At 36.0% G+C, this 25,573-nt stretch carries 31 protein-coding genes; 24 read left to right on the top strand and 7 right to left on the bottom strand.

Annotated elements, in window-relative coordinates; genetic code table 11:
* Positions 1–76 precede the first annotated feature (76 nt).
* From QZV03_RS05815 to QZV03_RS05805, 3 genes are read left to right on the top strand one after another with little or no spacing between them, the layout of a single operon-like run.
* A complete protein-coding gene (locus QZV03_RS05815; protein ID WP_296874762.1) occupies positions 77–1,003 on the top strand; it encodes a type II secretion system F family protein in 927 nt (308 codons plus the stop codon).
* Positions 1,003–1,185: a class III signal peptide-containing protein gene (locus QZV03_RS05810; RefSeq protein WP_296874761.1), complete on the top strand. Its 183-nt coding sequence runs from the start codon at positions 1,003–1,005 to the stop codon at positions 1,183–1,185. The genes QZV03_RS05815 and QZV03_RS05810 overlap by 1 nt, the downstream gene beginning before the upstream one ends.
* Positions 1,185–2,147 (top strand): bile acid:sodium symporter family protein, encoded by a 963-nt coding sequence (locus QZV03_RS05805; protein ID WP_342764226.1) that lies wholly within the window; start codon positions 1,185–1,187, stop codon positions 2,145–2,147. The genes QZV03_RS05810 and QZV03_RS05805 overlap by 1 nt, the downstream gene beginning before the upstream one ends.
* On the opposite strand, the gene QZV03_RS05800 is transcribed toward QZV03_RS05805, so the two are convergent.
* The gene (locus QZV03_RS05800; RefSeq protein WP_296874759.1) at positions 2,138–2,707 is read right to left on the bottom strand and encodes a TMEM175 family protein; all 570 of its coding nucleotides are present in this window, start codon (positions 2,705–2,707) and stop codon (positions 2,138–2,140) included. The genes QZV03_RS05805 and QZV03_RS05800 overlap by 10 nt on opposite strands.
* On the bottom strand, positions 2,697–3,278 hold the full coding sequence (locus QZV03_RS05795; protein WP_296874758.1) for a TMEM175 family protein: 582 nt from the start codon (positions 3,276–3,278) through the stop codon (positions 2,697–2,699). The genes QZV03_RS05800 and QZV03_RS05795 overlap by 11 nt, the downstream gene beginning before the upstream one ends.
* Positions 3,279–3,327: 49 nt before the next feature.
* Between QZV03_RS05795 and QZV03_RS05790 the strand changes: the two genes are divergently transcribed.
* Entirely contained in the window at positions 3,328–4,740 is a 1,413-nt protein-coding gene (locus tag QZV03_RS05790; protein WP_296874757.1) for a lactaldehyde dehydrogenase, read from the top strand.
* A 23-nt stretch (positions 4,741–4,763) separates the two neighbouring features.
* Here the strand turns inward: QZV03_RS05790 and QZV03_RS05785 are convergent, their stop codons facing one another.
* Positions 4,764–5,486 (bottom strand): tRNA-binding protein, encoded by a 723-nt coding sequence (locus tag QZV03_RS05785; RefSeq protein WP_296874756.1) that lies wholly within the window; start codon positions 5,484–5,486, stop codon positions 4,764–4,766.
* Between the two features lie 167 nt (positions 5,487–5,653).
* On the opposite strand from QZV03_RS05785, the gene QZV03_RS05780 reads away from it, so the two are divergent.
* Genes QZV03_RS05780 through QZV03_RS05765 form a run of 4 tightly spaced genes read left to right on the top strand, consistent with a single transcriptional unit; the run spans position 5,654 to position 8,278 of the window.
* Positions 5,654–6,058: a PRC-barrel domain-containing protein gene (locus QZV03_RS05780; protein WP_296874755.1), complete on the top strand. Its 405-nt coding sequence runs from the start codon at positions 5,654–5,656 to the stop codon at positions 6,056–6,058.
* A gap of 49 nt (positions 6,059–6,107) precedes the next feature.
* Positions 6,108–6,872, top strand: a complete 765-nt coding sequence (locus QZV03_RS05775; RefSeq protein WP_296874754.1) for an aspartate dehydrogenase — start codon at positions 6,108–6,110, stop codon at positions 6,870–6,872.
* Positions 6,873–7,595 (top strand): tRNA(His) guanylyltransferase Thg1 family protein, encoded by a 723-nt coding sequence (locus tag QZV03_RS05770; protein WP_296874753.1) that lies wholly within the window; start codon positions 6,873–6,875, stop codon positions 7,593–7,595.
* Positions 7,592–8,278: a Mov34/MPN/PAD-1 family protein gene (locus QZV03_RS05765; protein ID WP_296874752.1), complete on the top strand. Its 687-nt coding sequence runs from the start codon at positions 7,592–7,594 to the stop codon at positions 8,276–8,278. Before QZV03_RS05770 ends, QZV03_RS05765 begins: the two co-directional genes overlap by 4 nt.
* 33 nt (positions 8,279–8,311) lie before the next feature.
* On the opposite strand, the gene serA is transcribed toward QZV03_RS05765, so the two are convergent.
* The gene (serA, locus tag QZV03_RS05760) at positions 8,312–9,883 is read right to left on the bottom strand and encodes a phosphoglycerate dehydrogenase (RefSeq protein WP_296874751.1); all 1,572 of its coding nucleotides are present in this window, start codon (positions 9,881–9,883) and stop codon (positions 8,312–8,314) included.
* Positions 9,884–10,315: 432 nt separating this feature from the next.
* On the opposite strand from serA, the gene QZV03_RS05755 reads away from it, so the two are divergent.
* A complete protein-coding gene (locus QZV03_RS05755; RefSeq protein ID WP_296874750.1) occupies positions 10,316–10,654 on the top strand; it encodes a heavy metal-binding domain-containing protein in 339 nt (112 codons plus the stop codon).
* Positions 10,655–10,660: 6 nt separating this feature from the next.
* Positions 10,661–11,455 (top strand): hypothetical protein, encoded by a 795-nt coding sequence (locus QZV03_RS05750; protein WP_296874749.1) that lies wholly within the window; start codon positions 10,661–10,663, stop codon positions 11,453–11,455.
* On the opposite strand, the gene QZV03_RS05745 is transcribed toward QZV03_RS05750, so the two are convergent.
* Positions 11,452–11,838, bottom strand: a complete 387-nt coding sequence (locus tag QZV03_RS05745; protein WP_296874748.1) for a hypothetical protein — start codon at positions 11,836–11,838, stop codon at positions 11,452–11,454. The two genes, QZV03_RS05750 and QZV03_RS05745, sit on opposite strands and share 4 nt — an antisense overlap.
* Positions 11,839–11,847: 9 nt before the next feature.
* Entirely contained in the window at positions 11,848–12,780 is a 933-nt protein-coding gene (locus tag QZV03_RS05740) for a transcriptional regulator (protein ID WP_296874747.1), read from the bottom strand.
* 54 nt (positions 12,781–12,834) lie between these two features.
* Between QZV03_RS05740 and QZV03_RS05735 the strand changes: the two genes are divergently transcribed.
* From QZV03_RS05735 to QZV03_RS05685, 11 genes are all read left to right on the top strand, one after another.
* Complete coding sequence (locus QZV03_RS05735) at positions 12,835–14,103, top strand: tRNA(Ile)(2)-agmatinylcytidine synthase (RefSeq protein WP_296874746.1); 1,269 nt, start codon at positions 12,835–12,837, stop codon at positions 14,101–14,103.
* Positions 14,104–14,309: 206 nt separating this feature from the next.
* Positions 14,310–15,194 carry a DUF3100 domain-containing protein gene (locus tag QZV03_RS05730; RefSeq protein ID WP_342764228.1) on the top strand — a complete coding sequence of 295 codons (885 nt, stop codon included), beginning with the start codon at positions 14,310–14,312 and terminating at the stop codon, positions 15,192–15,194.
* Positions 15,194–15,682 carry a hypothetical protein gene (locus QZV03_RS05725; RefSeq protein WP_296874744.1) on the top strand — a complete coding sequence of 163 codons (489 nt, stop codon included), beginning with the start codon at positions 15,194–15,196 and terminating at the stop codon, positions 15,680–15,682. Before QZV03_RS05730 ends, QZV03_RS05725 begins: the two co-directional genes overlap by 1 nt.
* 150 nt (positions 15,683–15,832) lie before the next feature.
* Positions 15,833–16,723 carry a DUF3100 domain-containing protein gene (locus QZV03_RS05720; RefSeq protein WP_342764227.1) on the top strand — a complete coding sequence of 297 codons (891 nt, stop codon included), beginning with the start codon at positions 15,833–15,835 and terminating at the stop codon, positions 16,721–16,723.
* Positions 16,723–17,214, top strand: coding sequence for a hypothetical protein (locus QZV03_RS05715; RefSeq protein ID WP_296874742.1), 492 nt, complete (start codon positions 16,723–16,725; stop codon positions 17,212–17,214). Before QZV03_RS05720 ends, QZV03_RS05715 begins: the two co-directional genes overlap by 1 nt.
* 81 nt (positions 17,215–17,295) lie before the next feature.
* Complete coding sequence (locus tag QZV03_RS05710) at positions 17,296–18,705, top strand: MmgE/PrpD family protein (RefSeq protein WP_296874741.1); 1,410 nt, start codon at positions 17,296–17,298, stop codon at positions 18,703–18,705.
* Between the two features lie 5 nt (positions 18,706–18,710).
* The gene (locus QZV03_RS05705; RefSeq protein WP_296874740.1) at positions 18,711–19,613 is read left to right on the top strand and encodes a peptidase; all 903 of its coding nucleotides are present in this window, start codon (positions 18,711–18,713) and stop codon (positions 19,611–19,613) included.
* Positions 19,614–19,617: 4 nt separating this feature from the next.
* A complete protein-coding gene (locus QZV03_RS05700; protein ID WP_296874781.1) occupies positions 19,618–20,490 on the top strand; it encodes a fumarate hydratase in 873 nt (290 codons plus the stop codon).
* 56 nt (positions 20,491–20,546) lie between these two features.
* Positions 20,547–21,341 (top strand): citryl-CoA lyase, encoded by a 795-nt coding sequence (locus QZV03_RS05695; RefSeq protein ID WP_296874739.1) that lies wholly within the window; start codon positions 20,547–20,549, stop codon positions 21,339–21,341.
* A gap of 4 nt (positions 21,342–21,345) precedes the next feature.
* Complete coding sequence (locus tag QZV03_RS05690; protein WP_296874738.1) at positions 21,346–21,855, top strand: nitroreductase family protein; 510 nt, start codon at positions 21,346–21,348, stop codon at positions 21,853–21,855.
* A gap of 1 nt (position 21,856) precedes the next feature.
* Positions 21,857–22,195 carry a hypothetical protein gene (locus QZV03_RS05685; RefSeq protein ID WP_296874737.1) on the top strand — a complete coding sequence of 113 codons (339 nt, stop codon included), beginning with the start codon at positions 21,857–21,859 and terminating at the stop codon, positions 22,193–22,195.
* Here the strand turns inward: QZV03_RS05685 and QZV03_RS05680 are convergent.
* Positions 22,179–22,514, bottom strand: coding sequence for a hypothetical protein (locus tag QZV03_RS05680; protein WP_296874736.1), 336 nt, complete (start codon positions 22,512–22,514; stop codon positions 22,179–22,181). The genes QZV03_RS05685 and QZV03_RS05680 overlap by 17 nt on opposite strands.
* A gap of 62 nt (positions 22,515–22,576) precedes the next feature.
* Between QZV03_RS05680 and QZV03_RS05675 the strand changes: the two genes are divergently transcribed.
* The 3 genes from QZV03_RS05675 to QZV03_RS05665 all read left to right on the top strand — a co-directional run bounded on the left by QZV03_RS05675 (position 22,577) and on the right by QZV03_RS05665 (position 25,419).
* Entirely contained in the window at positions 22,577–22,927 is a 351-nt protein-coding gene (locus QZV03_RS05675; RefSeq protein ID WP_296874735.1) for a hypothetical protein, read from the top strand.
* 165 nt (positions 22,928–23,092) lie between these two features.
* On the top strand, positions 23,093–23,407 hold the full coding sequence (locus tag QZV03_RS05670; protein WP_296874734.1) for an HrpE/YscL family type III secretion apparatus protein: 315 nt from the start codon (positions 23,093–23,095) through the stop codon (positions 23,405–23,407).
* Positions 23,408–23,418: 11 nt separating this feature from the next.
* On the top strand, positions 23,419–25,419 hold the full coding sequence (locus tag QZV03_RS05665) for a V-type ATP synthase subunit I (RefSeq protein WP_296874733.1): 2,001 nt from the start codon (positions 23,419–23,421) through the stop codon (positions 25,417–25,419).
* The last annotated feature ends 154 nt before the right edge of the window (positions 25,420–25,573 follow it).

Genomic DNA, 25,573 nt, shown 5'->3' with positions numbered 1-25,573 from the left:
AATATTGTTTTCATCTTGTAAAATTGATTTGAAAGATAACCAACACTTTATATGCTTTAAAGCATAATACTATTTTATGAAATTTAAAATAATAGATGATTTAGCAATATTATTAGACAATATCATTCCGGAAAAGCAATTATCTAAATTGCAGGAATTTTTACTGAGTGGTGCCATTTTTACAGATGCAAGTAAAGTTTTAGCTCTACTCATAATTTTCATTTTAGCAGGTGAAATTGTTTTGGCAGTAGCGTTGACAATGTTGAATCTGCCTGCATCACTTTTGATTCTCCCGCTTTTTATAGTTCCTGGGCTTTTCACATATATTGTCTACCAGCAGGAAAAACGAGCACAGGAAATAGAGCGAACGGCACCGGACTTTTTAAGACAGCTTTCAAGCATGCTTCAGGTAGGACTCAGCTTTGAAAATGCAATGGAAGACATGTCACAGTATGGAGAAGGTCCGATGTATGATGAAATCAGGCGTACAGTTATTGAAATTCGAATGGGTCGCAATTTTGATGATGCATGGAGGGCAATGAGTCAACGTTTGAAATCAAAGGAATTGGAGCGTGTATTTGGGATAATTCTTGATGGTAGGAGAAGTGGATCAAGCATATCCAATGTGCTGTCGGATGTGTCGGATGATTTGAGGGATTTGCTTGCACTTAAAAGGGAGAGAAAATCCACAGTGATGATGTCTGTCATGTTTCTGTTAATTTCAGCGGTTATTGCAACGCCGTTTTCCGTAGGGATGGTTAGTGTATACTCGGGGTTCATGCAAGGCTATGGTATGGAGTCACAGATTATTTTGACCGCACCGATAGCAGGGGAGTTATATTTGATAATACATTCGATTTTGGTGGCTTTTATCATCAGTATAATAATGTATGGTGAGTTTAAAAAGGGAATCAAGTTTTCCTTGCCTTTGGCGGTTTCATCTTGGGCAATTTTCTATTTCATATCAACTTTTGGCGGGTCATTGCTTATGGGAGGATTATGATGGATAATAAAGCTCAGGCATCAGCAGAATTTATTTTGCTCTTTGGAGGAATATTTGTAGTTGTTTTACTTGCGATTTTCATGTATAAAAACTATATGAATGACTTGACAGGGGAAATTTCATCAAAGGAGTTAAATGAATTCAACAGTCAATTAAATACCTTGGGAAGATATTTTAAATAATGATGGATAAAGTAATACTTATGAAAAGGATTTTTAAAGTTATAGAGAAATATTTTTTCATAATTGTCATATTGGCGGTTATAATTTCAATGATTGAACCTAAATTGTTCAATTGGGTTTTGAGTGAAGTAAACGGCATAAACATAATTAATTTGCTTTTGGGTGTCGTACTTTTCACAATGGGAACCACATTGAAAGTGGACAATTTTGTAAATGTCTTTAGAAATCCCAAGGCGGTTGCAGTTGGAGTTTCAGCCCAATACATTGTAATGCCGCTTATAGCATTTGTCCTTGCAAGCTTATTTTCACTGGATGCCGGTTTGACCGTAGGACTGATACTGGTCGGAACCGTTCCTGGAGGAACTGCATCCGATGTAATTACTTTCCTTGCAGGGGGTGATGTGGCACTATCCGTTTCGATGACTGCTGTATCAACTGTACTGTCTCCATTGTTAACTCCATTAATCACATTACTCTTAATTGGAAATCAGATTCATTTCGATCCGGTCGCCATGTTTATTTCAGTTTTCCAAATAGTAATCATTCCAATCGCAACAGGTTTGCTTTTAAACTATAAGTTCCCGACATTTTGTGAAAAGTTAGGGGATTATCTTCCGGGATTGTCTTCCCTTGTGGTTTGTATTATTGTTGCTGGAGTAATCGGAGCCAATAAACAGGCAATTTTAACTTCATTTGGAGTAATCATGGGTGTAATTGTTCTGCAATACTTTATTTCAATGGGACTTGGTTTTGTCGTAGGTCATTTTGCCGGTTTGAATAAAAAACAGATGATAACCGTTGCCATTGAACTTGCTTTTCAGAATTCAGGATTATCCACAAGCCTTGCAAAAACCCATTTTCCAAGCTTGACCCAGGCAACAGTTCCTGGAGCCATTTATTCGGCATGGCAGAATCTTGCAGGCTCCATTATTGCATACCTATATAAAAGATATTACAGTTGATTTCTTAATTTTGGAACTGTCCACATTGCAATGATTGGCAACAGACAGCAGATGATTATTGCAGGAGGATAAGCGAAATATCCGATAATCATTCCAACAATCACCAAAACAATGGTCATTGCAAATATGTAATCCTTTTCTAAAACCAGTTGCAGCGCAATGTTTGCGGGGTCTGATTCCTTCAGGAATTTTGAAATCAGTTTCGAAAGGATTGCAGTTACGATAAAACATAATCCGTAAAGGAATTGTGGGAAAAATATATAGAAATTCTCGGCAACGAATGTTGTCAGATAAGGGAGCAGAGAAAATACAAATAAGGTTATTCCCATTGTCCATATGACCTTCGGGTCAATTTTATTGACTATGCTGAATATGTTGTTGTTGTAGTTCCAAAAGTTAAAGCAGACCATGAAACTTATTGCATAGATTAAAAATTCGTATTTTATCTCAAATAGGGCCTCCCAGCTTCCATTTGAAGCAAGTGGAATTTCCAAAACAATTATTGTAATGATGATTGCTAAAATCGCATCAATCAGTGCTTCAAATCTTTCAGTTTCCATTTTCATCCCTCCTTACCACTCTGCCCAATATGATCCATAAAACAATGGAAAGCAAACAGCAGATATAGATTCCCGGAACATAAACTGTGTATGTCAATACAAAACCGAGGATTAAAACTATCACCGGCAAATTCAGGAGGTATGAGTCATTATTGAGGTCTTTCAATTTGCTGTTGTATGGATTGCTCTTGTAGATTGAATGGTTGGCCAATGTATTTAGAATATGGGTTATGATAAAAATCAGGCCAAACATGGTCTCTGCGGGAACGGACTGCACATTGTTTGCAAGCCAAATGGTAAAATAAGGTAGCAATGAGATTGTGAATGTCATTACTCCATAAATCCATACTGTGGTATTGTCAATATGTTCAACGACCTGAAACAGGTTGTGGTTTGCATACCATATATTGTATAAAATCAAAAAACTGATTAGGTAGGCAATATAAATTGTCTGTAATTCCAAAACGCCTTCCAATGTCGGAGTTGTAGGCTGAGGAATTTTTAAAACCAGAACAGTGATAATAATTGCAATGATTGCATCAAAAAATGTTTCAAACCTATTTGTTTCCATATAAGAATATTTATAATTTTTAATATAAAAATATTAATTAGGTGATAAGATGGACATGCTAATTGGAGGAGAATATATTTCATGCGATGACAGACAGGACGTAATCAACCCTTATAATGGGGAAGTTATTGATACAATTCCGATAGCTCATAGACAGACTGCACAGCTTGCGATTGATAAGGCCAATCAGGCCAAAGCTAGTTTGACTGAAATGTCTGCTTTTAAGGTTTCAAACAAACTGTTCAATGTTGTTTCAAAACTTCAGGACAAAAGAGAGGAATTTGCGGAACTGTTGAGTCTTGAGGTTGGAAAACCCATAAACGAGGCATTGGTGGAACTGGACAGGTCAATTGAAACACTTAAACTTGCAGCCGAAGAGGCAAAAAGAATCTATGGTGAAAGCGTGCCGTTGGATGCAGGATTAAACGGTAAAGGATTTTTCGCCTTTACCCAAAAGATTCCATTGGGAGTTGTGGCCGCTATCACACCGTTCAACTATCCCCTTAATCTGACAATCCATAAGATTGCACCTGCAATTGCATGTAAAAACACGGTTATTGTAAAACCTCCAACAGAAGCTCCTCTGACTGTAATGAAATTCTGTGAACTTTTGGATGAGGAATTTCCCGACGGAGTGGTGAATGTGGTGACCGGATACGGTTCTGAAATTGGAGATTATCTTGTATGCTCTCCTGAAATAGACAAGATCTCATTTACTGGCAGTGTAACAACAGGTTTGATGATATCACAAAAGGCAGGAATGAAAAAGGTCACATTGGAGTTGGGAGGTAACGACCCTGTGATAATCCTGAAAGATGCTGATATCGACAAGGCCGTAAAGGGAATAATCAATGGAGCATTCCTCAATGCGGGACAGGTCTGTATGGGAGTTAAAAGGATAATAGTTGAAGAGGACATTGCAGACGAATTTGGCCAAAAGCTGGTTGAAGCGACTGAAAAACTTGTCATGGGAAATCCTTTGGATGCAAAAACAACCCTTGGAACATTGATATCTGAAAAATCCGCAATACAGGTCGAGGAGACTGTCAACAATGCGGTTGAAAATGGTGCGAAAGTATTGACTGGCGGAGTTCGTGACGGGGCATTCTACAAGGCAACGGTAATTGACTATGTAACTCCGGATATGGATTTGGTGGTTCAGGAAACATTCGGTCCAATTGCGCCAATAATACGTGTCAAAAACCTTGATGAGGCAATTGAAGTTGCAAACGACACTGAATACGGTCTTCAGGCAGGGGTATTTACACAGGATTATTCCTCTGCAATGAGATGCGCCAATGAAATTGAAGCGGGTACCGTATTTGTAAACAAGCAATCCACATTCAGGACAGACAACATGCCATTTGGAGGATTCAAGAATAGTGGTGTTGGAAAAGAAGGAATAAAATACGCCATCGATGAGATGACAAAAACAAAATTGATTGGACTCAATCTAAGATAAAAAAAGAAAATAAGTGTTTAAACTTATTTTAAATAATTTTCAACGAGGTTACGGGTTTCATTTAAGGATTCCATTGGTATGCCTTTAGGCATTTGTCCAAGTTCTCCTTCAACCTCCTTGAGGATGCTTCCGTTCATTCCTAAAAACATTCCTTCACTTACGATGTCACTGAAGGATTGGGGTGGAAGCAGTGAAACTCCAACTTTATTGTCATCCTTGACATTCAAATCGTTTGTTACAACGGTTATTGCACGTTTTCCAAGGTTAACATTACACAGCATAAGGTTTTCATTTTTAGGATGTTGGGTAACGCTCATCACTTCTCCGACCTTAATGTCCACTCCCATAATCGGGTCCGGGATTTGTCCTAGAGCCAGCCTGTCCTTTAGGCCAAGTATTGTGTCAAGGAAGAATCTTACTTTGGCAATGTTTTCCTGTGTTTTTTCACGATCCTCTTTTGGTGCATTGCTCAGGAATTTCTTGTTCCAGTCTGGACCGCCCAAACATTCAATAATATTTTCTGCTTTATCCATAAGTGCAGCAACGTCTGGAGAATTTACAAGTTCGTCTCCTTCAAGGTAAGAATAAGTTAATGATTGAAAATCACTATTCATTTGTTTTCCTAAATCAATTGCCTGTTTTTTATTCCAACTTCCTCTGAATGAAGCGGTTGGAATGAGATTTAGATAATTTTCTCTTGCTTTGCTTGCTACTAAAATCCGATAATCTTTAGTTGTATCCCACATTTCAAGTCCTCTTTTAAGTCTAAACTATATTTTTATTTTAATTTTTAATAAATTTTTTGTAATAAAGGAAATTTAAATCTTTAAAAAAACATAAAGTATTTATATTAACAATTAAATAAAATAATACATATTTATTTAATTATTTATAGAATTACTTGGGTGTAAACATGGTAGAAGTTTCAAAATTACGCAGTTTAGATATTTATACCAACACAGGACATTATGTTGGTCGTGTAGAAGATGTTATATTAAATATTAGATTAGGAACCATTTCAAAATTACAAGTTAGGGCAATTGAACAACAACCAAAACCTGCAGGATTTGTAAATTCATTCTTAGGCAGTATCCGTGGAGAAATGCCTGAAGACAATAATATGAGATCTTTCCAAAATGATTTATTAACTGTAGATTTCGATAAAGTTCAAGCTATTGGGGACATTATGTTAATCAACCCTAGGGACATGAAAAAAATGACTCCTGAACCACAAATCCCTGAAGTAGCTCCTCAAACCCCTGAAAACCCTCAACCACATGGCGAAACTCAAAGCCAATTTGAACCTGAAAGATTATAAACAATCTTTCTACAATTCTTTTTTTTATAACTTTTTTTAATGTGATACTATGAAAGTAGGTATTATAGGCTGTGGAGCTATTGCTAACATTATAACTACCAGTATAGTTCCCGAAGAAAATGATATAGAGATTGCATACTTTTTTGATAAGGATATTGAAAGGGCAGAGAATTTGGCCAGTTTGGCTGGTGGAGTTGCAGTGCTTAACTTCGATGACATGTTGAATGATGTTGATTTGATTTTAGAATGTGCCGCTCCAGTTTCCGTTAAGGAATATGCTCCAACGGTATTGTCTCGTGGAATAGACATGATTGTAATGAGTATCGGTGCATTGATGGATAATGCATTTTATGATGAGTTGAAATCATTGGCTAAAGAGAACAATGCAAAAATACACTTGCCTTCAGGAGCAATTGTCGGATTGGATGGAATAAAGGCAGTTGCAAAATTTGGTCTTAAGGAAGTCAGTCTTGTAACTAGGAAATCTCCAAAATCTCTTGGAAAGGATATCGATACTGAAGAGGTATTGTTTGAGGGAAAAGCTTCTGATGCGGTAAAGGAATTCCCATTAAATATCAATGTTGCGGCAACAATCAGTATTGCATGCCAAAAGGATATTGATGTAAAGATTATTGTTGATCCTAATGTGGACAGAAATGTTCATGAAATCACTGCAAAAGGAGACTTTGGGGAGTTTAAGACAACAACCATGAACTGTCCTTGTGCAGCAAATCCAAAAACAAGTATGTTGGCTGCACTTTCAGCAATTAGGCTGCTTAAAAGTTTCAATGAGACAATAAGTGTGGGAATGTAGATGAAGGATTATGAAGTTTATTCGTCATTGAGAGTTCCAAAAAACTCCAAAATCATCATTCGATTGGATGGTAGAGCGTTTCATCAGTTAGCTCGTGATTTGGAATTGGAAAAGCCTTATGATGAGAACTTCTATAATGTTTTATCAAAAGTGTGTGAAGATTTGTTTAAGGAATTTTCACCGGTATTTGCATATGCATTCTCAGATGAGATCAGTTTGCTTTTTGATAAGGTCCCTTTTGATGGGCGACTTGAAAAAATAGATTCTGTTATAGCAAGTTTTGCGGCATCCTCTTTTGTTATTAATTATGGCTGTGAATTTAAAAAACCTCCTGCCTTTGATTCAAGGATTATTCCCGTTCAGGACGAAAACATTTTTGAATATTTCAAATGGAGGCAGGATGAGTCATGGAGAAACTGCATTAATTCACACGGGATATTCTACCTTAAAACTAAGTACTCAAATACTGAAGCAAACGATAAAATAAATGGCATGAAACAAAATGAAATACATGAATTATTGTTCCAAAATGGCATTAACTTGAATGATGTTGAAACTTATAAAAAACGCGGAATAGGAATATATAGGAAAAATAAAAAAATAGAAGGTTTTAATAAAAAGGAAAATAAATATCAAACATCATATAGAAGTTATGTTTACACAGATTGGGAACTTCCAATTTTTACACAAGATTTCTTTAAAAAGATAAAGGTGATAGGATGAGTTTTATTTCAAGATTGCTCGGAAATAAAGATGAGGAATTTAAAGAAGTAAGGGTTGACCGTGAAGTTTTGGAATCTGTATTATATTATTCTAAAAAAGCTTATCCTAACGAATTTTTAGCATTCTTTGACGGTGAAATAAAGGATAAAATACTTTATATAACAGGTTTGCTGTTTCTTCCGGGTGAAACCTGTGAAACCGGTGCTGTGGTTCACACTGAACTGATGCCGATGAACACCAAATATATGGGATCCGTACACTCCCACCCGGGACCAAGTGCGCAGCCGTCAGATGCAGACCTGGTGACATTTTCAAAGCATGGCTATTTTCACATGATTGTATGCCTTCCTTATTCATTTCAAACTTTCAAATCCTATGACAGGTATGGTCAGCCTGTAGATTATACCATTGGAGATTATAGTGATTTGGTTGAGGATAATACCACTGACTTCTTTGATGAAAGTGATGTTGTAACTGATAGTGATGAATTTAAACCTGGATTTTTTGATGAAAAGGATGATGAATTCTTCAAGACACTTGATGAAGAGAGAAAATATCATTATGACGATTTTGAACAGCAAAATCAGGTTCATATCATTTCCAATACTCAAATGCCAACCAATAATGTTATTAGGATTGAATTAAATCCGGATGGCACTGTTAAAAAAATTAGTAAAAAATAAAAATAAAAAACAATTATGGTGAAAAATTGTTTTTTATAATTCTAATCCAATAGCTTCATAGACATTGTCTAAAGCTTGGATTTCTTTGATAACTTCTTTTGGAATTTCTTTATCTAAAGTCAGAACCATGATGGCTCTTCCGCCTTTTTCATCTCTTCCAACTTGCATAATTCCAATGTTTACTCCATGTTCGCCTAATTTGGTACCAATTTTACCGATACTTCCAGGTACATCTTCATATTTTGCGATGAACATGTGTCCTTCAGGAATGACGTCCACCCAGTAACCGTTAACTTTTAAAATTCTTGCTTCGTGCAGGTGTGTACCTTCAGCTGAGAATACATCTGTTGCACTTTTTGCAATAACTTTGATTAATGATTCGTATCCTTTTGCATTGTCTTTTCTGCCTTCAGTGATGCTTATTCCTCTGTCTTTAGCGACAAGGGAAGCATTGACTGCATTTACAGGTGAACTTAAGAATGGATTTACTGCACCTTGGATAACAGTTCTGGATAATATTTCAAGATTGTCGATTTCAGCTAATTCCCCACTGTATATGATTTCAATTTCTTGGATTTTACCGTTTACAGCTTGTGAGATGAAACTACCTAATTTTTCACATAATTCCATATATGGAGCTAACTCTTGGTAAGTGTTATTGTCGATACGTGGCATGTTTAATACATTTTTAGGATTGTTTCCTTTAGCCAGTTCAATGATTTCATCAGCTACAATAATAGCTGCGTCTCTTTGTGCTTCTTTTGTTGAAGCAGCAATGTGAGGGGTTAATACGATATTGTCAAGTTCGAATAATTTTGATTCTTCTGGTGGCTCTTCTTCGTATACGTCTAATGCAGCTCCACCAATCTTATTATTTGCCAATGCATCATATAAAGCGTCTTCATCTATGATTCCACCACGGGCACAGTTTACGATGTATGCTGTGTCTTTCATCAATTCAAATTGTTCAGTTGAAATTGAATGTTCGGTTTCAGGGGTTAATGGAACGTGGATTGTAATAAAATCAGAGTTTTTAAGCACGGTATTCAAATCTGTTAATTCTACACCCATCTGTTTTGCAACTTCTTCAGGTAAGTATGGATCATAAGCCATTGCATCCATTTCGAATGCTTTGCATCTGTTAACCACTTGTGAACCGATTCTTCCCATACCGATAACACCAAGAGTTTTGTTTCTGAGTTCAACGCCCATGAACTTTTTCTTTTCCCATTTGCCTTCTTTTACAGATTTGTCTGCAATGGAGATTTTACGGGCCATGCTCAAGATTAATCCCATGGTATGTTCTGCAACGGTTACGGAAGTTGATTCAGGTGAGTTTACAACCATAATACCTTTTTCGGTTGCAGCATCAAGGTCGATGTTGTCCACTCCAACACCTGCTCTTGCAATGATTTGCAGATTGTCAGCTTTTTTAATGATGTCTGCAGTTAATTTTGTCCGGCTTCTTACAATAATTCCATTGTATTCATGGATGGTATCTGCTAATTCTTCAGGAGTAATTTCAGTGTCAACAACAACTTCAGCTACTTCCTTTAAATTTTCAATACCTTTTTCGTTAATAGCATCAGCAATTAATACTTTCATATTTTCACCATAATTTCTAAAATATTTAATAATAAATATTAATTAAATCTATGTGTTTTATTATATTTAAAAGATATTACAAATTATAAAATATTCGCATTCCAATTGTTTTTTAAAAATATATAAAATTGTTCCTAAGATGCATAAGTAAAATTTAATTCCCATTAATTATTTAACAAAAAATTAATAAATTATTTACATTGCATGGGGAGGAACAGTAAATGCTCAATAAAAAAATCATTTTTTTATCCATATTCATAATTTTTTCATGCTTTGACAAAAACTGTTAAAATTAAAGTTAAATAGAAAAAATTCCTCAAGTGAGACCAATAATTTTAAATATTTAACATTGAATATTAAAAAAGTAAGTTAAAATCATTGAGTTACTCGGGTCAAAGTTCAGACCCCGAAATATTCTTAATAGGTGATAATATGGTATCAGTAGATGAATATGTAATTTCAACAGCAAATGACGTACCGGGTTACAGAATTGTAGAAACAAAAGGTTTTATATATGGTTTGACCGTTAGAAGCAGAGGTGCCGGTGGACAAATCGGTGCAGGAATCAAATCTCTTTTTGGTGGGGAAATCAGGCAATATGTAACCATGATGGAAGAGTCCCGTGAAGAAGCGTTGCAAAGAGCAATTGATCATGCAAAGGAATTGGGCGCAAATGGAATTGTTGCAATCAGATTCGATTCAAATGAAATTTCTGATGTAATGCAGGAAATTCTGGTATATGGAACAGCAGTAGTTGTCGAAAAGGAATAGATATTCATGTTTTTTGAGGATTTGGAGTATAAGCAAAAAGTTATTCCACAGACAATTTTAGGTTATGGTCCATTCATGGCCGAGCTGTATTATGGCCACAGGTCACGACTTTACCTTGATGACTTATATAATGATCCTCAAAATGCCTCTGAGGTCATCATTGAATCATATAATCAGGGTGTCAGGGCAATAAACCTTGTCAATGATGATAATTTATTGAAAGCATATGACCTGGCCGTTGATGCGGGCTGTAAGATGAAGGTTATTGCAACAATCGGAAAAAGTGATGTTGACTATTTGAATCCTAATTATGAGGTTGCAAAGGAAGTTGATTGGGACGAGGACATTGAGCTGTTTTCCACTTATGACTGTCCTTTGATGCTTGTTGATGAGTTCATAACTGATGCATATGACTGGAGACTGACCTCAAGAATACTGAACAGAATAAATGATGCAGGTTCTCTTTCAGGATTGGTGACAGCATTTCCATCAAGAACAAGCGACCTGATTGCCGATAATCTGGATATGGACCTGTTTGATTTTTACATGATTCCCTATAACAGCTTATCATATATGATGGACATCAGTGCATTCAATGCCTCCCAGAGACAGGAATTCATTGATAAAATTAAAAGCTTAAACAAAAAAATAATCGCCACAAGAATCCTTGCGGCAGGGGTATTGAAACCAAAAGAAGCATTCACCTTTTATAGTAATGTCGATTTTGTCGATGCTATTTGTATGGGTGTCGCTAAGGTAAGTGAAGCTAAAGAAGACTTTGAACTGTTAAAACAGTTCTAAAGTTTAACAATTTCATATTCTTCAAAAGGAACGTGACCATCATCTTCAAGGGATTGGTTTAAATCAGCCAGTCCATTTATTAAATCTTTTATGTTTTTGTTGGATGGTTTTTTGCCTGTAATCTGCAGATATTGCCTTGGTGAGATTTCACACAGTTCACATTCAAAATTGCAGCATCTGTCCTTTTCTTCACAACCGTATCCTTCCTGTTCTTCATCGGTTCCAATGACAATATCGTCGAGAATTCTTGAAACACGTTCATCTGAAGCAAACATTGCTATTTTTTGTGTTTTTCCACAGATTCCAATGGCTCTTTGGCCCTTAAAGTTGCAAACCCATTTTATCGGATAGTTTTCCATATCAGTTATCTGTAAGTCTTCCATATTATCACGCTAATTTTCCTTTCTTTCCTTAATCATCTTCAACAGTTCCTTTGAATTTTCAAATTCTTTCAATTCCCATGATTTTATTACTGGAACTGTGCCGATTGATTCCTTAATTTTGTCATTGTTTATTATGAATACTGGTTCTGAGGTTGTAACCATTGACAAGTCCTTAAGTGGGATTGCCATTCTTTTCAATGTTTTTTCACTCCTGTTCTTTTCGACATTTGTCATTAATGGGGAGTGTTTGTCTGAACTTTTCATCTTGGCCACGGCATCAAATGGTCCCTTGTTTGTGGCTAATACGCCATATCCAAGTTTTGACAAGTCATTGACATCATCACTATACTTGATGTTGTCTTTTTGCGGTTGCTGCAGTAAATCTATGTCCAATGTCACCTTGGTGTTTAGGATCTCTTCAAGTATCATTGCAGTTTCGGTATTCGCCCTTACAATTCCGTTTTCGTATTTATACATTGTTGCACGGGATACGTGGGCCAGGTTTGCCAAATCCTTAAGTGACATTGAGTATTCTTCACGGTATTGTTTGATGACATTTCCGTCAATCTTTACAAAGTATCCTCCACGGTCCGCAAGAATTTCAGGGTATTCTCCATACACTATCATATTCTTTAATGTTTCAAAGCCAATGGTTGGAATTTCATACCTTTCGTATATTACTCCCTCTTCCAACAGTCCATTTCTTGATTTCTCCCCGATAATTATGGGAGATGCCAGGAATATGTTTGCCAGCTGCTTCATTTCGTGTGCATTCTGTTCATTGATACTGTCGATGTTGAGAAAGGTTTTTAAGAGTAATATCTGCAGATTTTTTCTTGCTACAATATCAAATGAACCCTGATCATAAATATCTGAGGTTTTAAAACCCTGTGAGGTCAATAAGTTTTCAATATTGTGTAATAGTTGGCTTCGTGTTAACATCTAAATACCTCTGTTAAACTATATATGATTTTAACTTTAAATATATTTTAGTAGGTGATTTTGATTAAGTATTTATATATTGGAATTGATGATACGGATTCTCCGGATGGTATGTGCACAACATTTCTTGCAAGCCAAATCATCAACGAATTTAAAGACAATGGAATAGATTTGGTTGACTATCCTCGATTGATTAGATTAAATCCGTTTGCCCGTTTTAAAACCCGTGGAAATGGGGGTGTGGCTTTAAAGATATTGAATGATTCAAAGGCTAATTTGGCAAAGGAAATCGTTCTTAAAAAAGTCGAAAAGCTGTCAATGTTTGATTGTGACAATACAAATCCTGGGGTCATCTTTTATGATGGGGAAATTACAAAGAAAATGCAGGATTATGCATTCAGAGCAATATATGAATTCATTACAATTGATGAGGCTGAAAAGTTTGGAAAATCCATTGGATGTGAAATTCACAAGTTTAAAAAGGGAAGAGGAATAATCGGCTCTATTGCAGCAATCGGTCTTCCTCTTAGTGATTATACTTTTGAACTTCTGGCCTACCGGGCGTCTGAAAATTATGGTACCAAAAGACAAATCGATCATGAATCTGTTTATGAGATGGACAGGCAGACATTTCCGGACACTTTTGAAAATATTGACTATTCTGAAGATTACATTGCAATTGAACCCAAAACACCGTGTCCTGTCTTATATGGAATCAGATCAAACAATGTCGAGGCACTGAAATTGGCCAAAGATATAGTTAAAGTTTCAGAACCTATTGTTGACTGGTGCATTTTCAAGACAAACCAGCATACAGATATGCATATTCAAAAGGCATCTAAAATTTCCGATATGAAACAGTTCGGGTGTTATGAGGTAACCGGAAAAGTAAAAAACAAGCCCACAATCATTGATGGTGGACACATGTTCTTTTACATTGCTGATGAGTCCGGAGAGATTGAATGTGGTGCTTATGAACCTACAAAAAATTTCAGAAAAACTGTATCCTATTTGCACCCTGGAGATATAATCAAGGTTTATGGGGGAATAGGTGAGCAGAATACATTCAACATTGAAAAATTTCAGGTAATTGAACTGAACGATGTTGAATATGAAAATCCTGTGTGCGAGTGCGGAAAAAGAATGACTTCCGCAGGAAAGAACAAGGGTTTCAAATGCAGAAAATGTGGAAATAGAATTGAGTCAAATGAAAAAGTTCCTATTAAAATTCATCGTAATTTGGATAATGCTCAATTTTATGAAACACCAGTTTCTGCAAGGCGTCATTTGTCAAAACCTATTTGCAGAATGAATTTAGGTTGAATAAGTATTCATAATCTCTATTTTTAATTTTTGCCTATTTTTTAGGATTTAATTAAATTCACATTTTGTGAATTAAATTTTAAATTTTTCCCAATTTTTTTCATATTTTAAGAACTTTTTCAATTTGAATCCTATTAATTTAAATACTACAATTTTGAGAGTATAAAATAGATAGCATATTTTATCTCATATATGGGGGAGATACAATTCCTGATCAAGATTCTTCAACGAATGAAATTCAACATTTATATCGTCAAAAAACTGATAAACGTATTTTAAAGAAAAATCCTTGGCGAGATTATGGTTTGCATATAACTGTACTTGTTTTAGTGATAATTGCAGAGTTGATAGGTCCGATTAAAATACCTCTTACAAAAGGTGTTGAAGTTTCAATAATGCCTCTGCTATATACAATGGTTTTAGGTTTGGTATTCTATTTGGCAAAACCAATCAAATGGATTGAAAGAAAACAGTCCCGTGTTGCTGAAGGGGCAATGATGCTTTTTATAGGTATTTTGATTGCAAAACTGGCTGTTTCCAGTGGACAATCAATGCATCTTCTCTTTGAAATGGGTCCTGCATTACTGTTCCAGGAACTTGGGCATTTGGCAACTATTTTCATTGCACTTCCTGTTGCTTTACTTTTAGGATTTAAACGGGAAACAATTGGTATGACCAACTCCATAGGGAGGGAACCTGAAGTTGCAGTTGTTGTAGATAAATATGGATTTAATTCACCTGAATCAAGGGGAATTTTTGCATTGTTTATTGTGGGAACAATTATTGGTACTGTTTTCATAAGTTTCTTGACAAGTATATGTGTATCTATTTTGCCGTTGCATCCATATGCATTTGCTATGGCTTCTGGTGTGGGAAGTGCAAGTATGAATGCAGCATCACTGGGTCCGACTCTGGCGGCATTTCCGGGATTGGAAACTCAAATTGAGGCATTTGCAGGATTCAGTAATCTCCTGTCATTTTCAATTGGAATCTATATTGTAATATTTATTGCAATTCCATTGACTGAGAAATTATATGCATTTTTAGAGCCAAAAATTGGCAGAAAAGCTATTGTTCCGGAGGATGAATAATGCCTGATTTAATTGATGGTACTGAAAATGTTTCAGTTCAGGGAATCTTAAATTGGATTTTACTTTTAGCAATATTTTCAGTAATTACTGTGATTGGTAATTATGTAGGTTACAAACATCCTATTCAGGATTCATTGATTGGTATGGGCATTCTTTCCCTGATAACTCTTTTAGGTGTATGGATGGAAAGGGAACTTCCGTTGAACATCTCTTCCATTATTTACATAAGTGTAATGGGAATTATTTTAGCATTTCCTGGAATGCCTACAGCAGAACTTGTTTCATATTATGTTTCAAAAATTGAACTTTTATCTATTGTTACCGTATTTCTGGCATATGTAGGTATTGGGATGGGTAAAAGCTGGAATGAATTTAAGGCGCTTGGTTTGCGTGCTATAATTGTTACAGTTTTAGTTATCGCTTCAACCTATCTTGGATCTGCTGTTGTAGCTCATGTTATTCTGGTTCTAAGTGGTGTTCCGGCATAACTTCTTTTCCTTTTTAGTGAAATTCACCATTTTTCTTTTTTCTTATTTAGTGTACTTTTTTTGTTTCGATGCTATTAATTTATATAATATGCTTGAATTAAAGTATAATAGATATTACAAATTTTGATATATCTCAATTTTTAGGGGTGGATTAGAATTCCTAATAGGGGTAAAGATGGGCAGGTAGAACATATTTATAGGGAAAAAACTGATAAACGTATCCTTAAGAAAAATCCATGGAGGGATTATCGCCTACATGGTACTGTGCTTATTTTAGTTATTATTGCCGAGCTAATCGGAACTATAGAAATTCCAATCACTAAAGATGTTGCAATTACAATAATGCCTTTGATATATACGATTATTTTAGGTCTTATCTTTTACCTTGCAAAACCTATCAAATGGATTCAAAGAAAACAGGCACGTATTGCTGAAGGGTCAATGATGCTTTTCATTGGCGTCTTGATTGCAAAGCTGGCTGTTTCAAGCGGACAGTCAATAGGTTTAATTTTTCAAATGGGGTCTGCTTTGATATTGCAGGAGGTAGGTCACTTGGCTACAATATTGGTTCTTCCGATTGCATTGCTTTTAGGATTTAAGGAAGAGGCAATAGGTATGACCAATTCAATTGGTAGGGAACCGAATGTTGCGGTTGTTGTGGACAAATATGGATTCAACTCTCCTGAATCAAGAGGAGTATTTGCAATATTCATTATAGGGACTGTTATCGGAACAATTTTCATAAGCTTTTTAGTGACATTTTCACTGTCGTTCCTTCCTTTGCATCCATATGCATTTGCGATGGCAAGTGGTGTGGGTAGCGCAAGTATGAATGCAGCTGCAATCGGTCCGACTCTGGCGGCATTTCCAGGATTGGAAACTCAAATTGAGGCGTTTGCAGGGTTCAGCAATCTCCTGTCATTTTGTGTAGGAATTTACATTGTAATATTTATTGCAATTCCATTAACCGAAAAAATGTATCGTTGGCTTGAGCCAAAAATAGGAAGGGATTCCATCACACCTGATGAGGAGGATAAATAATGACTGATCTGATTGATGGGTCTGAAAATGTATCAGTTCATGGTATTATAAATTGGATAGTCCTGCTGATTCTATTTTCAATTATCACTGTCATTGGTAATTTTTTAGGTTATAAACATCCTATTGAAGGTTCCCTAATCGGAATGGGGATATTATCAGTAATCACACTTGCAGGGGTGTGGCTTGAAAGATACCTTCCTTTTAACGTGTCATCAATTTTGTATATAAGTATAATCGGTATTATTCTGGCCTTTCCGGGCATGCCCACTTCAAAATTCGTTCTTCATTATGTCTCACAGATTGAGCTTTTGGCAATAGTTACAGTATTTTTGGCCTATGTTGGTATTGGGATGGGTAAAAGCTGGAATGAATTCAAGGCATTAGGTTGGAAAGCAATTTTAATAACCGTTCTAGTTATTGCAGCAACTTATTATGGTGCGGCTATTGTGGCACATATCATCCTTGTTTTAAGCGGTGTTCCAGCAGCATAATAGTGCTACTTCAAAAATTTGTTCTGATTAGTAACTGAACTATTTTAATACTACCTATTACAAATATTACTTTGATGTTTTATGTTTTTACAAAATATTTCTAAATTTATTTCAAACTATCGCTATGAACAGGCAACTGTAGAATCTATAACTACAGTAAAAGCTGCATTTCTAGATTATTTTGGAGTTACCTACAGAGGAGTAAGGGAAGATGCTCCAAGTATAGCTTGTAATACTGTTGGGGAAATATTTCATGGAAACTCAGATTCAAATTTAAAATCATCTGTAATAGGAACCAATTTTAAGGCAGACGTTTTGCATGCGGGCCTCATCAATGGGATATCTGCACATGTGCTGGAACTTGATGACGGCCACAGGAAAGCCCAACTCCATTTGGGTTCTGTTATTTTTTCAACCGCACTTGCTATCTCAGAAGCCTATGACTTGTCCGGTAGGGAATTTATTGAAGGTGTAATGACTGGTTATGAAGTTGGAATTCTTTTAGGACAAATTGTCAATCCCGAACACAGAAACAGAGGGTTTCATACTACTGGAACAGTTGGAACATTTGTAGCGGGGGTTGTGGCATCCAAATTATTGAAATTGGATGAAAAACAGATTTTAAATGCATTGGGTTTATGCGGAACTCAGGCTGCAGGACTGTTGGAATCCGACCATGGAGGATCCATGGGAAAATCATTGCATGTTGGAAAGGCAGTTTATAATGGAATATTGTCTGCTTACCTTGCAAGAAATGGTTTTACAGGATCAAGTACAATATTTGAAGGTAATGAAGGATTTTTAAAAACCATGGTTGTTGATGATGAAGATTACAAATTTGATGATTTCTCACTTGAAGACGCACTTAAAGACATTGGAAAGGTAAGGGTGAGAGACATCTACTTTAAAAAATATCCTTTCTGCAGACACCTGCACTCTTCAATCGACACCGCACTCAAGCTTAAGGCAAGTATTGGGGATGAATATGATCATATACAGAATTTGGCAATCAAGACATATTCCGTTGCTGCAGAACATAACAATTTCAATCCAAAAAATATAGAGGAGTTAAGGCAAAGCCTTCCGTATGCCGTTGCCATTTCATTGGTTGTGGGAGAAGTCAGCGTTGATGATATAAATCAGTTGATTGAGTTCGGCCTTTTGGAAAACTATTCGACAGTGGATACGGTTAACAGCATCAAGAATCTTGTAAATAACATGATTATAGTTGTTGATGATAAGTTAAATGAACTGTATCCGGAAAAAAGACCGTCCAATGTCATTATCAAACTGGATGACAGTTTTAGAAATGGAGTATTTCAAAACATCACTTTCCTTCCAAAGGGAGACTTTGAAAATCCATTCCAGTTAAGGGAGCTGATTGACAAGTTCAAGGCTTTAAATCCTCAGTATGACATTAAAAATTTGACTGTTATCGATTCATTAGAAGAATATACAATGAAATATGTTGTTCGCAAACTGAACAGGTAGATAAAATGGATAAAACTAAAAAATTCCTTAAAAAGATAGGTATTGATGAAGTTTCAAATGAATATGTTTCATCCAAACGATTTGGTGATGGTGGACAGTTCCGTTTTGAGGTTCCGGGAATTCAGTCACCCAAAACAATGAAAGCACTTCTTGATGAAGCTTTAAAAAGCAATATTTTCATTCATCGTGTGACTCAAACCAAGGGAATAATGATGCTTGCTGATGAGGAGATTGAAGAAATGGTTTCTCTGGCTAAAGATTACGGATGTGAACTGTTCCTGTCAGTTGGTCCGAGGGCGACATATGATACCTCTGCCACAGTTCATACAAAGGAAGGCAGCAGAATCGGCTATCGATTAAGGGGTTATGATAATCTTGTTTATGCGATAGAGGATGTTAAAAGGGCATGCAGGTTAGGTGTTCGCGGAATTCTGCTTTACGATGAAGGTCTTTTGTGGGTATTGAATCAGATGCGAAGGGATGGTGAAATTCCTGAGAGTGTCCATTTCAAACTGTCTGCACATGCGGGACATTCAAATGCCGCATCTGCAAAACTGCTTGAAGAAAATGGGCTCAATTCTCTAAATCCTGTTCGTGACCTGCAGATTCCGATGATTGCATCTATTAGAAATGCAACAGATATGGCTTTGGATTTGCACACTGAAAATCCCAAATCAACAGGGGGATTTATTAGGCATTATGAAGTGCCAAACTTCATTAAAGTTGCCTCACCTGTTTATTTAAAGACCGGAGGCTCTGTTGCAGCCAACCATAATTGGGACACTACAGAAAAAGAAGCCATCGCTCGTATAAAACAAGTGAGACTTGTTAAAAGAATGATTGATGAGTATTGTCCGGATGCTGTTGCTTCACCAGACAAATCCGCTGATTTGGCAGTTCCTGAGTGATTTTATGGATCTTGTAAAAGACATTTCAGACACCATAATAAAAGCCTCAACCACACTTTCAGATGATAAATCTGATGCTTTAAAAAGGGCAATAGATATGGAAGAAAACGACAATGCCCGTTGGGCATTATCACAGATTTTGGAAAATTATGAGGTTGCCCAGAAAACCAAGTTTCCATTGTGTGACGATACCGGAATTCCTCATGTGATAATTGAGATTGGTGAGGACAGGCAGATATCTGGAGAGCTATTAAATCAGATTCATGAAGGAATTTCTTCAGGCTTAAATAATCTTCCGGCAAGGCCCATGGCGGTTAAAGGCAATTCTGTGGAACGTATTGAACAGAGTGAAGGGTTATATGATGAGCCTGGAAAGCTCGCACCGGCATCTATCCTAATTGACAGCACTAATGACGAGTCAACATATAAAAGGGATATTGAACCCGATACATTGAACATTCATTTTTTGCTTGAAGGGGGAGGTCCTGAAATCAGGGCGAAAACATACAGGGTTTACCATAAACGTTCCTTTGAAAATGTAATCGGCACCGCATGTGAATGGCTGGAATCCTCCCTAAAAATGTTGGGATGCACTCCGTCAATTCCCTCAATCGGAATTGGAAGGACACATTTTGAAGCTACATCACTTTTAATCAAATCCATTGCATATGGCAGTTTGGATAAACAGAATGACTATGAGAATCAGATTACTGAAAGACTAAACCGTACCGGAATTGGTCCAATGGGTTTAGGTGGAAAGACTACAGTTCTTGGATGCTATTTGAATATAGGAAATCAAAGGGCGAGTGGTGTTAGAATAGTCTCAATCAGGCCGTCATGTTTTGTAGAACCTCGTGTAGCAACATTAAAATTGTAAAGGTTTATATATGCTTAATTTAAATTATTAATTAATCAAAATAAAGGTTTAGAAAAATGCAAGAGAATAATTTTAGAGTCAATCCCAAATCTTTAAGGACTGCGGTTTCCCGTGTTGAAAAGGATAAAATCGTAACTCGCGGATACAATCAAAAAGATTTGATTGAGAAAATCAGATTTGGGGATATGGTTTTCCTGCTTTTGAAAGGAAGACTTCCTTCACTTAAGGAAAGCAAAATTTTCAATCATGTTTTGGTGTCATTTTGTGATCATGGCGTTACTCCGCCAAGCACTCAAACCGCAAGACTGATAACCTCTTCAGGCTCACCGATGAACTCTGCTATTGGGGGTGCTTTATTGTCATTTGGAAATAAGCATGCGGGAGCCATTGAAAAGGCTATGGAACTATACCAATCACGAATCAGCTCTGTTCATCTGATTGATGATCCGACCATTGACAACAAGCAGATTGCAAGTCTTGCCATTGATATTTACAATGATTATATAGTTAAGGATAAAAAGATACCCGGTTTTGGCCATAGGTATCATGACGTTGACCCTAGGGCTGAAAAATTGATGGAAATTGCTGTTGATAAGGGTTATATCGGACCTCACATTAAGCTGGCTTTGGCACTGCAGGATTTGGTATACACTAAAAAGCATATCAAATTGAATGTTGATGGTGCAAATGCGGCAATATTGTCAGATTTAGGATTTTCACCTGAATTGGGTTTGGGCATTTTCATGATTGGAAGACTTCCAGGATTAATTGCACACAGTTACGAGGAAAAAATGGATGAAGATGAATTCAGAAGGTTTTGTGACCTTGACGATATAGAATATATGGGATGATAATATGGAATTTATTGACGTAATAACAGAAAGATACAGTGTAAGAGGATACTTGGATAAGGAAGTAGAACCAGAAAAACTGGAATATGTACTAAAAGCAGCAACAATAGCACCAACCGGTGTAAATGCACAGCCATTTAAAGTCTATGTTATTGATACCAAAAAATATAAGGATGAACTTTCCGAAATATATGCTGCAAAATGGTTTGTTGAAGCTCCTTTGGTATTGTGTGTAGTGGGAGTTAAAAATGAGGCATGGACAAGACCTTGGGACCAAAAGAATATTGCAGACATTGATGCAACTATTGTAATGGATCATATGATACTTGCCGCAGCTGATGTGGGTCTTGGAACCTGTTACATCGGCGCATTTAAAAAATATAAGGCTCATGAATTCTTAGGCCTAAAAGAAAACGAGGAAGCTGTACTATTCACTCCATTAGGATATGGAAACGCCGAGCCTAGAGACACTCCAAGAAAAGAACTGGATGAATTTGTAGTATATAAAGATTAGAATGAGTTTATTTATATTGAGTGCAGACAATTCCTCCCAAATGGATAAACTTTCCAAGGATTTGTCTCAAAACAAATTTAAGGTCATTGAAAAGCAGGACAATTACATCCTGATGAAAAAGAAAAGATACGGCAATCCACTGATACATGTGGTATGTCTAATCATAGCCCTGTCTTTTATAGGACCTGTAATTTTCATTAATGTAGTGTATTTTGCTTATTCCTTCCTGTGGGCGTCACCAAATGTCTTAATCACTACCGAGAAGGTGGGCGATGACGGTGAGCCGTTGGAATTCAGCAATATGGATGAAATCCTAAAGCAGGCTACCCGTCTTGTATGATTTCATCAACACTATATTCTTCTATTTTTCTTATAATCAATGGATTTTTTGCATTGACATATTCTGATTCCTCACCGATTTTGGCATTTATGAATACTTCATCAGCGCCATGTTCTGAAAACAATGTCAGTATGTCTGATGTAAACTCCTCATAGTCATTTTGAATGCTTTCACTGCTGAAACCGAGACGCGGAAGCTCATTGGTCCAGATATCATTTCCGGGAGAAAATTTTTTATCAGTCACTTTTCCGTCAACTATTTCAGCATCCAAAGTCAATGAAAAATTTTTGTTTAATATTATCCAAACCGCTCTTTCCATATATTAAGTTTTGACAAAATGATATAAATATTATGAAGTTAATACTTAAAATAAGTGTTATTATGGCTAACGTTAAAATGTTTAAATTATTAGGTGTAATGTTGGCAGTGATGCTTATTGTTTGGGCGGTCGCTCCATTTTTAAGACATCAGCCGATAACAAATGATGTTATTGCCACTGCAATTATACTGATTTTAATTGCTGTAGCTTACCTTATAATATTGTTCAATCCTGGCTGGACCAAGGCAGTGTTTTTCTTTGAAGGTATTGTCATAGGTGTCAGCGGGTATATGCTACTGGCATTTCCGTACAATATAGGGTTCGCTATTTTGGGTGTAATCATTGTTATCATAGCAATTCTTGCTTATTTACAAAAATTACCGCCTAGTATATTGAAATGGTTTTATAGATAATCTATTTATCTTTTATTCTTTTTTTTATCAAATTTTTTCATGTTATTATAATATTTTAAATACTTTTTTTTATTCAAAATTCAATTTTACGAAGTCTAATCAAAATTGAATAGTAAAAGATATATATATTGCACAACAAAAATAAGTTCACCATGGTGATTAATTATGGCAGAGATATCAGACGCAATCGCAATGATAAAAAAAGCTGAATCCGATGCTGAACAACTTATTGTCGATTCAGAAGCACAATCAAAAGATTTGATTGCTGAATCACAAGTAAAAGCTGAGGAAATTATTTCCCAAGCTAAATTGCAAGCAGAAGACGATGCAAAAGATACTGTTTTTGATGCAGAAGATAAAGCTAAAAAAGAAGCACAAACAATTGCTGAGCAATCCAAAGTGGAAGTTAAATCCATAAAGGACAAAGCTATGGCAAATGTTGACGATGCGGCTTCAATTATTGTCAAAAATATTTTGTAGTGTGAGATTATATGTTCAAGACAGCTAGAATGCGTAAAATTAGAATTGTTACACTTGATAAGTATGTAGCTCCTACAGTGGATGCTCTCCACGAATCAGGGCTTATACAAATCAGTGATATTTCTGACAGCATTCAGCAAGATCCTGAATTAGCGGAATTAGTTACTCCTGCTAAAGCCACTCCATACACTGGTAAGATATCTTCTCTTCTTATGAAAACAAACGGTATATCTGAACTTTTAGGAAATTCTTTATCAGAAGGCCATGGGTTAAAAGACTTAGCTATGTCTTTTATTAGTCCGGATGTACCTGTTCAAAAAGAAGTAGAAAAATTAGATACTGAAGCTTTCATTGAAAAAGCTGAAGACACTCTATCCCAGGTGGAAGCTAAAACAAGTGTTATAGAAGGAAAACTTTCCGCACTCGACGCTGAAACAAGTGAACTACAGTCTAATAAAAGTTTGGCTAATCGCTTATCTAATTTTGACATGAATTTAGCTGACTTAAAAGATTCAAAGTACACTTCTACTACTGTTGGAAGGATTAATGCTGGATCTGCTTCAGAAATCAAAAATGAATTAAGTAACTTGACAGATGAATTAGATATTTTTACTGTTCCTGCCGATGATAATGATTATTCTATTGTCGTTGTAGTAACATTAAAAGAATATAGTGATGAAGTTTATTCAACACTTCGTAAATTTGACTTTGAGAAAATTGAAGTGGGTAATGTTGACGGAACACCTCAACAAATTATTTCAAACGCTGATGCAAGATTATTGACCATTGAATCAGAACGTGCCTCTGTTAAAACAGAATTAAGGGCAGTTGCAGAACAATGGGACGATGACATATTAGCTCTCAAAGAACAATTAGAAAATGAAAAAGAAAAGAACGAAATTCTTTCTTCATTTGTTCAAACCAAAGATGCTTACGTTCTTGAAGCATGGGTACCTGTAAAGGATACTGAAAAGGTTGAACAACTTGTTGAAAAAAGTTCTGATGGACATTGTGCCTTTGAAACAATAGAGGTTGAAGGTACAGATGATGAGAATGTTCCAGTCCTACAACAAAATGGATGGTATGCAAAACCTTTCGAATACCTTGTTGATATGTACTCTCCAGTACGTTACAATTCAATGGACCCAACAATCTTTGTTGCAATCACATTCCCATTATTCTTCGGTTTCTGTTTAACCGATGCAGTTTATGGTTTAGTTGTAGCACTCATTGGTGTAGTCCTCCTTAAAGGTATGGGTAAAGTTAAAGAATCCATGCATTCATTTGGTTGGATTTTAATCTGGTCCGGTCTGTGGGCCGTTATACTGGGTCTGATTACCAACGGTTTCATTGGGGACTTCCCGGAAAGAATAGCTGGTTTCCGTTTACCAACAGTTATTCCTGCTGTTGAAGCATTTGTACATCCGGATACTATTTTGATAATAGCTATCTTAATTGGTCTTGTTTACACCAACATCGGATTTATTTTAGGTGCTATCAACAACTTGAGATACGGAAACGTCAAAGAGGCTATCGGTTCTCAAATTTGTTGGTTTGTATTTGAAGCTGGTATTATCCTCTTAGCATTAGGTTTCATGATGCCTGCAATAGGTATGATTGGAATGATTTTAGGAGGAATATTAATAGTTGCAACTATTGGAATGTTAGTATGGGCTAACGGTGCATACGGTGTAATGGATATTTTCGGTTACATGGGTGATGTATTATCATATGCACGTCTTTTAGCATTATGTTTAGCTACCGGTGGTATTGCTATGACAGTAAACATCTTAGCTCAAATGTTAAATAATATGGTTCCTGTAGTGGGTATTGTTGTTGCAATCATCGTATTTGTCGGTGGTCATATAGCAAACTTCGCTTTCCAAGTATTAGGTGCATTTATTAACGCTTTACGTCTTAACTATGTAGAGTTCTTCTCTCAATTCTTCATGGAAAGTAAAGGAAAATTCGAAGCTTTCAAAGCAAATAGAACATTTACTAAAATTAAATAAATTAAAAATTTTTCATTTATATCTTAAATAAAATTAAAAAAATCAATATTATTTCAAAGGTGAATTAAATATGGTAGAAATTGCTTTAGGTACTGCTTTAGCAGCTATTGGTGCTGGAGTAGCAATTGGTTTTGCTGGATTAGGTTCCGGTTTA

The sequence above is a fragment of the uncultured Methanobrevibacter sp. genome (genome assembly GCF_902788255.1).
GTDB lineage: Archaea > Methanobacteriota > Methanobacteria > Methanobacteriales > Methanobacteriaceae > Methanocatella.
This window is presented reverse-complemented; position numbering and strand designations above follow the sequence as displayed.